Here is a 12,993-nt window from a genome sequence, read left to right on the forward strand (position 1 = left end):
ACTGAGGTGATGCGCAGCCGGCCGCAGCCCGCAGGATGGCGGCGCCGGTGATTACTGGCGAATGAGGCGCAGGTTCGCCGGAACCGGCTCCCAGTCGCTGCGGAAGGGGTTGATGTCCAGGCCGCCGCGGCGGGTGTAACGGGCATGGACGGTCAGTTTTTCCGGGGCGCAGAAGTGCTTGAGATCGGTAAAGATGCGCTCGATGCACTGCTCGTGGAACTCGTTGTGCTGGCGGAACGAGATGAGGTAGCGCAACAGCTTCTCCCGGTCGAGGCGCGGGCCGCGATAGTGGATCACCACGGATCCCCAGTCCGGCTGGCTGGTCACCAGGCAGTTGGACTTGAGCAGGTGGCTGTGCAGGGTCTCCTCCACGATCTCGCGACCGGCGGCCCCTTGCAGCAGGGTCTCGTCAAACTCGTAGCCATCCACCTCGATATCCAGGTTGTCGATGCACTCACCGGGCAGCTGGGCTATCTGGTGGGGGGCCTGGTCGAGGGTGAAGAGGGTGACGCTCACCGGGGCACCAGCGCAGCCACTCAGGTCCTGAACCAGCAGCGCTTGCACTGCCTCCAGGGAGTCGCAGCGGGTCTGGTTGAAGGAGTTCAGGTAAAGCTTGAACGACTTGGACTCGATGAGATTCGGGCTGGTAGCAGGCACAAAGACCTCCCCGATGGCAACCACGGGCTTGCCTTTGGCATTGAGCCAGGAGAGTTCATACAGGGTCCAGACGTCGCACCCCTGGAACGGCAGTTCACCTCTCAGGCCAAGATCGTCGCGGTTCAGGCTGCGTGGCACGGGCTGCAGCAGACTCGGGGTGTACTGGCTGATGTAGGCGGACTGCTGCCCCAGGCTCAGGCCTTGCAGCGCACTGGCGCCGGCGTATCTCTCTTGTTTGCTCATGCTGGTTTGCTCACGCTTGTCTGATAAGGGGTTTGATGGTGCAATGGCCCGATTTTTCGATCAGGTACTTGCGGCCATCAGAGGCCGCTATTGTGGGGAATATCGATGTCGGATCAAGTCCTGTCTGCCCTGGAGCAGTTCTTTTTACGCTGGCAGCGCGATGGCGAAGGAAGGCGGGGGTTACCCCTGTGTGACTGGGAGGCCGACTGGCGCTCTCCTTGCGAGCTGGATGAACCCAGGGAGGGGCGGGTCGCCTGGCGTCCGTTCCAGCGGGAGCAGGCAGCCGACTTCACGGCCATGGAGAACGCCCTGGAGCTGACGCTGCATCCCAGCGCCATCGCCCTGTTTGGCCACTGGTTCAGCCGCCCTCTGCCCTGCTCTTTCAAGGGGCTGCGCATCGAACTCATCCTGCCGTGGAACGACGCCGATCTGGATCTGCTCAAGGAGAACCTCATCGGCCACCTGCTGATGCTGCGCAAGTTGAAGCGATCCCCTTCACTCTTCATTGCCACGACCCGCAACGAGATGACGCTGGTGTCCCTCGATAACGAGAGCGGCCAGGTGTGGCTGGAGTGGCTGGACTCCGGACGGCGCCTGACGCTGGCTCCCTCGTTGCCGGCCTTTCTGGCGCGACTGGAAACCTTGCCCCAGTGATGCCCCAAAAGAGAGGGCCTTGCCACCTGGCAAGGCCCTCTCTTTTTATTGAACCATTGTGCGCGGTAGGCTCCTACTCCTTGAAGTCCCAGGAGAGGTTGGACACCAGCCTGCAAGGCTCGCACCTGAAGTCGAAGATCTCGTGCAGGGGGGCGTCCAGCGCCCATGGGCCACCACAGCCAGGGCAGGGGCGAGCCCGCTCTTCGGTAGCGCTCAGGCCACCTACCCGGTAGAGATAGTAATAGGTGGGGATGCCGCTCAGGACCTCCAGCCGTCTGGCGAGATCGCTGCCCCGGCGATGAAGGCGGCTGCCCACCTCGCCGATTTCGTGCAGGGCGGCGTGTTCGGCGATGGAGCCGTTCATCTGCAACTGATCGCAGGCTTCCCAATCTTCCTGCCACTTGATGATCTGCTTGTGGTCACCGTTGGCGACGGCGGGCAGCCGATAGAGCGGGATGGGGGCGAAGTGGTCGCCGCAGCGCAGGGGAGAGCAACTGTGCAGGAAGCTGGTGTAGAGCAGCATCCAGCTGGGGCGCTCCCCCTGCTCTGCGCACGGGTCCGTGCTGTCCGAGAGCAGATCCGCCCCTTGCAGGTGGAGTTTGGGGGCGAGCAGGCCCGCCTGGTGCAGACCTTGCTCGGCAAGGGCGACCAGCTCGCTCTGGTTGTCAGGGTGCAGGCTGTCCTGCTCCGGGCAGACCACCCGGCTGACGAAATAGCCTTCGTGCATGCTGGTGGGAAACTCCCGCCCCAGGATCTGACCCTGATAGCGCAGCATGTCGAGGTAGTGGACGATGGCCCGCTCGGCCTCCCCGAGGGACGTATCGCGGTAGCACTCAAAGGTGAGTTCGAGGATATACATGGCGATGGGTCAATCCGGCTTCTGGTTGAGCAGCAGATCGGTGAGGCGATCGACCTTCTGCTCCAGCCGGGCGAGCTGTTCGCTCAGTTGCTGAAGAGTGACGCTTTCCGTGGCCAAGGGGGACGCCTCGGGGGCACTGGCGGGGGCGGGCGCTGTCGCCGCGGGCTGGGGTTGTTGCTTCCACTGGCTCAACACCTTGAGCAGCTCGGCCATGGGCACGGGATGGCTGAGGCGGGCCTTGACCATGGCGGTAGAGGGGGTGATCCCCCTGGCACTGAGTTCGTTGGCTATCTGGATGATCTCTTGGGCTGACATCTTGGCTCCTGCACGGCCGTCTTGCTGCGGGTGGATAGTGGCACAGAGCTTAATCAAAGCCTGTCCATCAGGAAAGCGGAGCGAAGGGCGTGGGTGGCGAGAGGGAGGGGATTGGCGGCTCCGCGTCTACCCAACGCTGGCCGCCGGGAGTGCGGGGATCAGGTCCCCTGGCGCAGCATCACATCCAGCTGGTCGATGGCTTCCGCCCAGTCGGCGTCGTGGCTGAGGGCATCGCGCAGAAAGCCTGCCTGGGAAGGCGTCCAGAACGGCGCGTCGGGCAACTGGGTATGGCGATCGATGGGATGGTCGCGGATAAAACGCTGCTGGCTGATGTCGTCACTGGCCAGCCCCAGCTGGGCAAACAGGGCGGCCATGTCATGGGTGAGCAATTCCATGTCGGTACTCCTTGGAAGGGGGCTGTGGAAGAGTATAGCCAGCCCCCGTGCTCTCAAATCTAGGAGGGGAGACGATGGGGTGGCAGCTCGACACCGGCGACATGCAGCCCCTGCATGCAGAGCTGCCCCTGATAATGGCTCTCTCCGTCGCTGGAGAACTCGAACTGGTAGTAGGTGAGCAGGCGCAGGGGCTTGTGCCCCAGGGCACGGTGTGTCCGCGCCAGCGACAGCAGTTGCAGGTCGTGGTGCTGGCAGTAGCGGCGCATGTATTGCCAAGCCAACTCCGCCTGGCGGCGCTGTTGCCAGAAGGCCCAGCCAACGAGGCCGAGCAGCAAGATCCCAAGCATTTCTCCCATCAGCGGGTTCCTTCTGTGATGTGTGTGGGGCCCTGTTCACCTCAGGCAACAGGGCCGTTGTGTCGGGCCTAGGTGGCAGCGAACAGGCGACCGATGGCCAGACCCAGGGCCTCGCTGCGTTCGGGGTCACGCAGTTTTGCCAGCATATCATTGCGCAATGCCGGTAGCGTGACGAGCTCGGCAAATACCTGGTTGAAGAACTGGGTGGGTTGCAGGGCAAGCTGCTCGAGGAACAGGCCGAGCAGCGCCGGGCTTTTCAGATCGGGCCAGAGGCGGCCCGCGATGGCGAGCAGCAGGGAGGGGCTGGGGCGGGTCTGCAGCAGGGTCAGCAGCTTGTTGCTGCGCAGCTCGTTGCCCGGGCAGGAGGCCAGGGCCCGGCACAGATAGGCCAGGGTCTCGGCATCGGGCTCGACGCACTCCTGCTCCTTGCCGATGCGCTCCAGCAGCGCGCCTTGCAGGGCGAGGGGGAGGGGCGCGTTCTCCAGGCTCTGGCACAGGGCGTAGAGCGGTGCCTGCGGGAGCTTCGGCAACGCCTTGCACACCAGGGCCAGGTTGCGCTCATCCTGCAGCCGCTCCGCCAGATCGGCAAAGCCCTGCAGCCCCAGGTGCTGCCACCCCTCTTCCCCCGGCGCCGCCAGATAGTGGCAGAGCGCCTCGTAGTAGGAGGAAGGGGCCTGCTCCAGCTGGCGGGCCAGCTTGGCGTGCAGGCTGGCCATCTTGGCCTCGGCCGGACGGAAGGTGTAGGGGTTGTCGGCCAGACGCTGCGCCTTCTCCTCATCCAGCTCCCCGGTGAGCTTGTAACCCAGGGTCTCGACCACCTGGTCCATGAAGTGCTTGGGGCCGCTGGAGATGAGCAGACCGCGCTCATCGAGGGCAAACTTGAGGAACCAGAGGTAGTGTCTTGACTCAGCGGGCTGGAAGAAGTGCACGCCGAGCCAGGCATGTTGCTGCAACGGCCAGGGGTAGGGCTCCTGCTGCTGCTCGATGCGCACGAAGAGGTCGCTCGCCAGCGGGCGCACCTGGCGGCCCATGTCGAACAGCTGGAACTGGGTATCGGCCTGGGTCAGAAATTCGGTCAGCGTATTGATGGAAGACATGAGGAGATCCGGCTTGAAGGTGATGCCGGGGATTATAAGGAGGCTGCACCAGATAGCCAGTGGCGGTCGCAGCGGGCGAGAGGGCGACGGCAGCATGGCAGCCGTCCCGGGGGCGGTGTATAGTAACGCCCCTTTTTGATGGCTCTGTTGAGTGGGGCGCCGACACCCGTCGGCCACACGATGAGGAAGTGAGATGAATCAATATCTGCTGGTCGCCGGCCTGCTGGGAGAGTTGACCGCCGAGCTGCAACGCCTGGAACGCTGGCAAGCCGATCATCCGGGCAGCGAGGCGCTGGCAAGCGAGCTGCCGTTCTGCGTCGATACCCTGAGTTTCGATCAGTGGCTGCAATTCGTGCTGATCCCCCGCATGGAGCAGCTGGTGCTGCGGCAGGCGCCGTTGCCGACCAGCGTCTCCCTCTACCCCATGGCGAGCGAAGTCTACAAGGAAGAGCTGGCCGAGGTGGAAGCCCTGCTGCGTCTGATCGCCCGCTTCGATCTGCTGCTCTCCGGCAAAGTGGTCGAGCAATGATGGGTGAGCCGGTCAGCGCAGAGAACGCCTTGGTACCGACCCTGCTCTATCAGGATGACTGGCTGGTGGCGGTCAACAAGCCGTCGGGTCTCCTGGTGCACCGCAGCTGGCTCGACAAGGGGGAGACCCGCTTCGCCATGCAGATGACCCGGGATCTCATCGGCGGTCGCCATGTCTATCCGGTACACAGGCTCGACAGGCCCACCTCTGGGGTGTTGCTGTTTGCGCTGGATCCGGCCGTGGCCCGCACCCTGACAGAGGCTTTCGCCGCGCGCCGCGTACACAAGGAGTATCTGGCGCTGGTGCGGGGATGGGCCCCCGAGGAGGGGCTCATCGATTACCCGCTCAAGGAGCAGCTGGACAAGATAGCCGACGCCATGAGCGACCCGGATCGCCCCGCCCAGGAGGCGGTGACCGCGTTTCGCCGCCTGCACAGGGTCGAGCTGCCCCATGCGGTCTCCAAGAAGCATCCCACCAGCCGCTACAGCCTGGTCCGCCTCTTTCCCAAGACGGGGCGCAAGCACCAGCTGCGCCGCCACCTGGATCACCTGTTCCATCCCATCGTCGGCGACACCACCCATGGCGATGGCCGGCATAACCGCTTCTTTCGCGAGCACTACGGCTGCGACAGGCTGCTGCTGATCGCCCACAAGCTCAGCTTCGAGCATCCCGTGCTCAAGGTGCCGATGCGGATCCAGGCGCCGTTGGGGCCCCAGGTGCTGCAGCTGTTCGCCGAACTGGGCTGGCCCGCCAGCGAGAGCGACTACGGCGTCTGAGTCAGTCTTCATCTGTTTCCTCTGACCGGGCTGTGGCATGCTGTAGGCCAGGTCCGTCAGAGGAATGACTTATGGCTCAACGAGATACTTCTCCCTTCACCGCGTGTCATCATGTCCAGCCTGGGGGAAATCCCCCGAGCATCCCGCCCGAAGCGGGCCAGCCTCTTCCCCTGAGGAGTCGCTGATGGCCGAGATCGACATCCTGGTCGGCACAGTCTATGGCGCCGCCATGCTGGTGGCCGAGACCCTGAGCGACCACCTGCAAGCCAGCGGCCATGTCTGCCGTATCTTCGACGAGGCCGAACTGGAGGACATCGATGCCTCCCGTTTTCTGCTGATCGTCAGCGCCACCACGGGGCAGGGCGATATTCCCCCCAACTTGCAACCCTTTGCCAGCGCCCTGGCCGATCGTGCTCCTTATATGAAGGGGTGGCGCTATGCCCTCATCGCCATGGGGGACAGCAGCTATGAGCATTTCTGCGGGGCGGGGCGAAGGCTGGATGAGTTGTTGCAGGAGCTGGCGGCCGTTCCCCTGATACCGCGTCTGGAGATAGACGCGACTGTGGTGGATGAGCCAGAGGTGGCGGCGCTGGCCTGGCTGAAAACCTGGGAAAATAGGCTGTAGCCGGATTGGCGCATATTTTAAATGTCTCCCCCGTGAGCCTGCTGACGGGGGAGCATTATTTTGGGACTCATTGCTTCTACTCTCAAATATTATCCTGTCTGATTGCCGGTTATTTTTCTCTCGAACAGAGTGCACCGACAGACCCATATTCATCAAAAACGCGACAAACCAGAAAATTAAAAGTTCCCCATTGAAAGCGATTTCAATCATGTTTTTGCCACTGAGCGATTGGTTTTTAACTTAACTCTCATCGCAAATTAATGTTTGAATGCATTTTTCATAGTCTATTATTGCTGTGACTGGCTTTTTTGGGGTGACTTGTTGTTCTTGTTATGCTTTTCTTGACTGACGCTCTCTCCTGTGGCTTGAGGGGAGCGATTTGTCACCATTTTGTGAATCAGCTCATGTTTGTCCCGAAATTGGCTACCTATAATCGGCCTCGGTTATCACCAAAACGTTTTTCCGGTGATAAGAACTTGAATATCAGGATCACACTCCTCTCAGCGGGAATAAGGAAAATGAAAATGAAAGCAAAGTGGCTCCCGATCGCTGCAGCAGTTACCGCAGCCCTGGCTTCCCAAGCCGCCTTCGCCGTTGATTTCCACGGCTACTTCCGTTCAGGTGTCGGCGTTTCCGGTGACGGCGACATGGTGAAATACAGCGTCAACAAGGTTGGTCGTCTGGGTAACGAAAACGACACCTACGGCGAAGTGCAACTGGGTCAGGAAGTCTTCAACAAAGATGGCAAGACTTTCTACGTTGATTCCATGTTCGCCATGTCTTCTGACGGTTCCAACGACTGGGAAGGGACCGGCACCGTCTGCAACTTCGACGCCAAGCAGTGCAACGGCGACTCCGACTTCGCTCTGCGCCAGTTCAACGTGCAAGCCAAGGGCCTGCTGGGCTTCGCCCCGGAAGCCACCCTCTGGGCCGGTAAGCGTTACTACCAACGTCACGACATCCATATCTCTGACTTCTACTACTGGAACATCTCCGGTGCCGGTGCCGGTATCGAAGGCATCCAGGCTGGTCCTGGCAAGGTCTCCTTCGCCTGGGTTCGCAACGACCGCAGCGCAGCCGATGTCTTCGGTCAGTACACCCAGACCGGTGTAGATGGCAATGGTGATCCGGTTTACCAGAAGAACGAAAATCTGAACGTCAACACCCTGGACGTGCGTTATGCCGGCATCCCGCTGTGGCAAGACGGCTCTCTGGAAGTGGGCGCCATGTATGCCCTGATCAATGAGACCGACGCTCAGAAAGAGCTGAAAAACGACAACATGAAGAACGGCGTCATGCTGACTGCCGAACTAACCCAAGGCATCTTCGGTGGCTTCAACAAGACCGTGCTGCAGTACGGTACCGAAGGCTACTCCAAGACCATGGCCTTCTACGGTGACGGCTCCTGGTACGGTGCTGAAGCGAAAGACGGTGCCGATGGCTACCGTATCATCAACTGGGGTGTCATCCCGATGGGCAACTCCTGGGAGATGGGTCACCAGTTGGTCTACGGTGTAGGCAACGAGATGTGGAATGGTAACGACAAGTACGAAACCATGTCTGCCGTTATCCGCCCGATGTACAAGTGGGATGACTTCAACAAGACCATCTTCGAAGGCGGCTACTTCCAGGACAAGAACAAGTCCACCTCCGGTACCACCGACAAAGACGGTGCTTACAAGCTGACCCTGGCCCAGGCCTGGTCCGCCGGCTCCAGCTTCTGGGCCCGTCCGGAAATCCGTGTGTTCGCCTCCTACCTGGAGAACACCGAGGACAACAACGCCTTTGAAGGCGGTACCTCCAAAGACACTTATCAGGTTGGTGTGCAAGCAGAAGCCTGGTGGTAAGCAATATCTTCAGTTAAGTTAGTCACTGCCCCCTTATGGGGGCAGTTTTGTTTCTCAGGAATTGGCAACCGGGTTATGGAGATAAGAAGAATGAAACTGGTAAAGATGTCTATCGCGGCCGTGGTTACCGCGCTGTTGGCCGGCTGTTCCGGTAGCATGGTCGTGCCCGTGCAGGATCACGCCTCCATCCTGAGCAATGCCGATCAGGCCAAGCAGGCGCTCTCCCAGGCGACGAGCTGCTGCCAGGATTTCAACGAATTCAATTATGTTTCTCTGCCGGAAGGCGAGACGCTGCTGACCATAGATGGCAAGCAGCCCAGTTATCAGTTCGACGAGGGGATGAGCTACTTCGCCGCCTATCGTCTGCCCATCAATACCGGCAACCTGGCCATCACGCTGGCATCCCAGGTGAGCAAGACGGTGATGATTCCCAAGGTGATCATGCTGGATGCCCAGTTTAAGGTGACTCGCGTATTGGGTGAGTCCGTATTCAGTTATCAACCCGCCCACCTGCTCGACAATGACAGGATCGAAGGCAAGGTGTTCGTGGACCGCAGCATGCCGGGCAATCCCGCCAGCGAAACCTATATGGTCATATATGCCCCGGGGAATGAGCTGTCCGGCAGCACTACCATCTTGCACCCGGCCAAGGCCTTTGCCCGTGCCAATGGCACGGTCGAGCCGGATATCAAGGATCCCGTGATCCCGCATTCACCCTGGGGCCTGGTGCAGATCAAGGCGGTCGACATGGCCAAGGGGCAGGGTATCGAGGCCGTCTTCAAGCCCGAGTATTCGGACAAGGTGGCGATGAGTCAGGCCAAGCCGGCCACAACAGCCGTGGCTGCCTCGGCCGTCACCACGGCGGCAGTGGCCGCAGCACCGAGTACGCCGGCTCCCGCCATGCTGAGCGAAACCGAGAGCTTCTACAACGCCCAGATCGAGAAGGCGGTGAAGGCCGGGGATATCGACAAGGCGATGCAACTGGTGAATGAAGCGGAACGTGCCGGGTCAACCAAGGCGAAATCCGTCTTTATTGATGCGGTGAAACGGTCACAAAAGAACTAAATATCCTGATTTATTTAAATTGCTATTTGTTGGAGGCCTCCCTTGTTGGAGGCCTTTTTAATCGGTAGACTTGATAATATAAAGCAGTGGTTGGTTACATTTAGTTACACTGGGTTTCGCTGTGTATTATTTTGTTTCTCCCTGATTTATTTTGAAGTGGTTTTTTTCTTTTTGCGGCATTGCTATAACAACGCGAAATAATATTCAAGATTACACCCTTCCTGCTTATTTATTATCTTGTGATCTCTCCTCCAAATTTATTATTCCCTTGTCCTCGGTAGAGGTAATTCCATATCTGCTGGGTTATATTCTGGTGGTCAAAATAAGCAACCCGGGAAACGCTCCAGTACAATCGCGGATGAAGCAGGTGGCCATCCATAAACTGTACGGGGTCGTTGTCGGAAAAAAAATCCATTCAGGAGCGCACACATGTTAAAAAATGCATTCTCTAATCTGCAAAAGGTCGGTAAGGCGCTGATGCTGCCTGTATCGGTCTTGCCCGTAGCAGGTATTCTGCTGGGGGTGGGGGCTGCCCACTTCAGCTGGCTGCCGGAAATCGTCTCCCAACTGATGGAGCAGGCCGGTGGTTCCGTCTTTGGCCAGATGGCTCTGCTGTTTGCCGTGGGCGTCGCTCTCGGCTTCACCAATAACGACGGTGTATCCGGCCTGTCCGCCATCGTCGGCTACGGCATCATGGTCGCCACCCTGAAGGTGATGGCCCCTGTGATGGGCGTCGAGAGCATCGATACCGGTGTGCTGGGCGGTATCCTCGCCGGTGGTGTTGCCGCCTGGGCGTTCAACCGCTTCTACAAGATCCAGCTGCCCGAGTACCTCGGCTTCTTCGCAGGCAAGCGTGCCGTGCCCATCATCACCGGTTTCGTCTCCATCGGTCTGGGTGTGGTCCTCTCCTTCATCTGGCCGCCGATCGGTGGTGCCATCGGTGCCTTCTCCGACTGGGCTGCCAACCAGAACCCGGTTCTGGCCTTCGGTATCTACGGCGTGGTTGAGCGCTCCCTGATCCCGTTCGGTCTGCACCACATCTGGAACGTGCCTTTCTTCTACCAGGCGGGTACCTGTGTCAACGCCGCCGGTGAAACCGTGCACGGCATCATGACCTGCTTCCTGACCGCGGACGATGCGTCCCGCGCTGCCGGTAACGGCTTCGGTCAGCTGGCCGGTGGTTACCTGTTCAAGATGTTCGGTCTGCCTGCCGCTGCGTTTGCCATCGCACACGCTGCCAAGCCGGAAAACCGTGCCAAGATCGTCGGTATCATGGCCTCTGCCGCCCTGACCTCCTTCCTGACCGGTATTACCGAACCTATCGAGTTCTCCTTCCTGTTCGTGGCTCCGGTGCTGTACGCCATTCACGCGCTGCTGGCGGGTCTGGCCTATGTCCTGACCAACATGCTGGGTGTCGTTCACGGTCACACCTTCTCCAACGGCTTCATCGACTTCGTGGTGCAATCTCCGCGTGCCGACAACATGCTGCTGCTGGTGGGTCTGGGTCTGGTCTACGCAGTCATCTACTACGTGGTCTTCACCGTGGTCATCCGTGCCATGAACCTGAAAACCCCGGGTCGTGAAGACGAAGCTGCCCAAGAGTCCTCTGCCGGTCAAAGCAAGGACGAGATGTCTGCTGCACTGGTCTCCGCCTTCGGTGGCAAAGAGAACATCGCCTCTCTGGACGCCTGCATCACCCGTCTGCGTGTCGGTGTGAAGGACGTGGCCAAGGTTGACCAGGCTGGTCTGAAGAAGCTGGGCGCCGCCGGTGTGGTGGTGTCGGGTTCCGGTGTACAAGCCATCTTCGGCACCAAGTCCGACAACCTGAAAACTGAAATGGACATCTGGATGAAGAGCAACTGATTGTCGCTCCGATATCCGAGTTCCGAAAAGGGAGGCGCAAGCCTCCCTTTTTGCTGGGTTGCGTTTGGTGGCGGGACATGTGCGGGGGCTTTCCTGACGGCGCCAGCATGGTGTGACCCAATGAAAAAGGCGCCCCTGGGCGCCTTTGCTGCATCAGACCGGCTTAAAGCTTTTCGAGATCCCGTTCTATCTCGCTGATCTTGTTCTGCACCACCTTTTCCAGATGACGCAAGTCGCGCAGTATTTTCTGCTTGATGTCCGGATCGGCGGAAGGCTGGCCGCCCTGGGTCAGATTGTCCAGCTCATCCACCACGTATTTGAGGTTGGCGTTGATCTCGGTGACATCTTTGTACTCATGGGTCCCCGAGTCGACCAGCATGGTCTTGCGCTGGCGAGGGTATTTGAATTTGACGCTCTTGGCGAAGAATTCACCCTTCTGCTTCTTGAAATAGATCTTGAGGATGTCGTGGTTGGCTTCCTGGCGCAGGGTGTAGCTGTCCACCGAGGTGGGTTCCTGGATCCCCAGGCTCTTGAGATTCTCGTACATCGGGCTTCCTTGGTTTGAAACGATCCTGACCCCTCTATCTTACCCGAGTCCGGACGCCTTGCCTGTGACAGGCGCGCCAAATTCAAATTGGTTTCAAAGTGGTCTTCTGTAATCAACGAGCCAAGGGGGAGGGGTAAACACCTAGTCAGCACTGCCATAAGCGGTATCGTCTCATGGGGGTGTGCAGTGCTGGTGGGGCAGGGGAGTTGGCGTCCACCCATGGGAGCGGGCATGAAAAAGGGCACCAGAGGTGCCCTTGATGACATCGGCGGGGATTACTCGTCGATGGAGCGCAGCAGGGCGTTGATGCCGACCTTGGCGCGGGTCTTGGCATCCACCTTCTTGACGATGACGGCGGCGTAGAGGCTGTACTTGCCGCACTTGGAGGGCAGGGAGCCGGAAACGACCACGGAGCCGGCCGGGACGCGGCCGTAGTGGATTTCGCCGGTTTCGCGGTCATAGATGCGGGTGGACTGGCCGATGAAGACCCCCATGGAGATGACGGAGCCCTCCTCGACGATTACCCCTTCCACCACTTCGGAACGGGCACCGATGAAGCAGTTGTCTTCGATGATGGTCGGGTTGGCCTGCAGGGGCTCCAGTACGCCGCCGATGCCGACGCCGCCGGAGAGGTGCACGTTCTTGCCGATCTGGGCGCAGGAGCCCACGGTGGCCCAGGTGTCGACCATGGTGCCTTCATCGACGAAGGCGCCGATGTTGACGTAGGAGGGCATCAGCACGGTGTTCGGGGCGATGAAGGAGCCTTTGCGCGCGGTCGCGGGCGGCACGACGCGTACACCGGCAGCCTTGAACTGCTCTTCGGTGTAGTTGGAGAACTTCAGGGGAACCTTGTCGTAGTACTGGGCATCGTCGCCCTTGATGATGCCGTTGTCGTTGATGCGGAAGGAGAGCAGCACGGCCTTCTTCAGCCACTGGTGGACGACCCACTCGCCGGCAATCTTCTCGGCAACCCGGGCTTTGCCGGAGTCCAGCAGGTCGATGGCTTCCAGAATGGCGGCCTTGGTGGCGGCATCGACGGAGCCGGGAGTGATGGAGTCACGGCGCTCGAAGGCCGCTTCGATGGTCTGTTGCAACTGGGTCATGACAGGTTTCCTTTATAAAATTCTGTTTGTTGTATCACACTTTTCCAATCGTTTTTAAGGGC

15 protein-coding genes are annotated in these 12,993 nt (G+C 59.9%); 7 read left to right on the forward strand and 8 right to left on the reverse strand.

All coding sequences use genetic code 11. The features are described 5' to 3' along the window. Window positions 1–51: 51 nt before the first annotated feature. Complete coding sequence (queF, locus tag MUW49_RS19135) at window positions 52–900, reverse strand: NADPH-dependent 7-cyano-7-deazaguanine reductase QueF (protein ID WP_042015869.1); 849 nt, start codon at window positions 898–900, stop codon at window positions 52–54. 105 nt (window positions 901–1,005) lie between these two features. On the opposite strand from queF, the gene syd reads away from it, so the two are divergent. Next, complete coding sequence (gene syd / locus MUW49_RS19140; RefSeq protein ID WP_049636267.1) at window positions 1,006–1,554, forward strand: SecY-interacting protein; 549 nt, start codon at window positions 1,006–1,008, stop codon at window positions 1,552–1,554. Window positions 1,555–1,627: 73 nt separating this feature from the next. On the opposite strand, the gene MUW49_RS19145 is transcribed toward syd, so the two are convergent. From MUW49_RS19145 to MUW49_RS19165, 5 genes are all read right to left on the reverse strand, one after another. Further along, entirely contained in the window at window positions 1,628–2,413 is a 786-nt protein-coding gene (locus tag MUW49_RS19145; RefSeq protein WP_113977712.1) for a Zn-ribbon-containing protein, read from the reverse strand. Window positions 2,414–2,422: 9 nt separating this feature from the next. Then, window positions 2,423–2,728, reverse strand: a complete 306-nt coding sequence (locus MUW49_RS19150) for a DNA-binding protein (RefSeq protein ID WP_010673388.1) — start codon at window positions 2,726–2,728, stop codon at window positions 2,423–2,425. Window positions 2,729–2,886: 158 nt separating this feature from the next. Next, complete coding sequence (locus tag MUW49_RS19155) at window positions 2,887–3,123, reverse strand: DUF2789 domain-containing protein (RefSeq protein WP_039039420.1); 237 nt, start codon at window positions 3,121–3,123, stop codon at window positions 2,887–2,889. Window positions 3,124–3,182: 59 nt separating this feature from the next. After that, window positions 3,183–3,479 carry a DUF3301 domain-containing protein gene (locus MUW49_RS19160; RefSeq protein ID WP_039039421.1) on the reverse strand — a complete coding sequence of 99 codons (297 nt, stop codon included), beginning with the start codon at window positions 3,477–3,479 and terminating at the stop codon, window positions 3,183–3,185. Between the two features lie 68 nt (window positions 3,480–3,547). Beyond that, complete coding sequence (locus MUW49_RS19165; RefSeq protein WP_244813091.1) at window positions 3,548–4,576, reverse strand: DUF3549 family protein; 1,029 nt, start codon at window positions 4,574–4,576, stop codon at window positions 3,548–3,550. Between the two features lie 193 nt (window positions 4,577–4,769). On the opposite strand from MUW49_RS19165, the gene MUW49_RS19170 reads away from it, so the two are divergent. From MUW49_RS19170 to ptsG, 6 genes are all read left to right on the forward strand, one after another. Next, on the forward strand, window positions 4,770–5,105 hold the full coding sequence (locus MUW49_RS19170) for a YqcC family protein (RefSeq protein WP_244813092.1): 336 nt from the start codon (window positions 4,770–4,772) through the stop codon (window positions 5,103–5,105). Beyond that, entirely contained in the window at window positions 5,105–5,881 is a 777-nt protein-coding gene (truC, locus tag MUW49_RS19175) for a tRNA pseudouridine(65) synthase TruC (RefSeq protein ID WP_200164909.1), read from the forward strand. Before MUW49_RS19170 ends, truC begins: the two co-directional genes overlap by 1 nt. Before the next feature lie 184 nt (window positions 5,882–6,065). Next, window positions 6,066–6,506, forward strand: coding sequence for a flavodoxin (locus MUW49_RS19180; RefSeq protein WP_042074738.1), 441 nt, complete (start codon window positions 6,066–6,068; stop codon window positions 6,504–6,506). A gap of 524 nt (window positions 6,507–7,030) precedes the next feature. Beyond that, on the forward strand, window positions 7,031–8,353 hold the full coding sequence (locus tag MUW49_RS19185; RefSeq protein ID WP_280520847.1) for a maltoporin: 1,323 nt from the start codon (window positions 7,031–7,033) through the stop codon (window positions 8,351–8,353). A 90-nt stretch (window positions 8,354–8,443) separates the two neighbouring features. Further along, a complete protein-coding gene (locus MUW49_RS19190) occupies window positions 8,444–9,418 on the forward strand; it encodes a MalM family protein (RefSeq protein ID WP_244813093.1) in 975 nt (324 codons plus the stop codon). 429 nt (window positions 9,419–9,847) lie between these two features. Beyond that, the gene (gene ptsG / locus MUW49_RS19195) at window positions 9,848–11,281 is read left to right on the forward strand and encodes a PTS glucose transporter subunit IIBC (RefSeq protein WP_244813094.1); all 1,434 of its coding nucleotides are present in this window, start codon (window positions 9,848–9,850) and stop codon (window positions 11,279–11,281) included. Window positions 11,282–11,444: 163 nt separating this feature from the next. Here ptsG and MUW49_RS19200 read toward each other — a convergent pair whose 3' ends face one another. Both MUW49_RS19200 and dapD read right to left on the reverse strand, forming a co-directional pair. Beyond that, a complete protein-coding gene (locus MUW49_RS19200; RefSeq protein ID WP_039039426.1) occupies window positions 11,445–11,828 on the reverse strand; it encodes a DUF3461 family protein in 384 nt (127 codons plus the stop codon). A gap of 275 nt (window positions 11,829–12,103) precedes the next feature. Then, a complete protein-coding gene (dapD, locus tag MUW49_RS19205; RefSeq protein WP_010673400.1) occupies window positions 12,104–12,931 on the reverse strand; it encodes a 2,3,4,5-tetrahydropyridine-2,6-dicarboxylate N-succinyltransferase in 828 nt (275 codons plus the stop codon). Window positions 12,932–12,993 lie beyond the last annotated feature (62 nt).

This window comes from Aeromonas sp. LsrichE-8G (genome assembly GCF_022869435.1).
Lineage (GTDB): Bacteria > Pseudomonadota > Gammaproteobacteria > Enterobacterales > Aeromonadaceae > Aeromonas > Aeromonas caviae.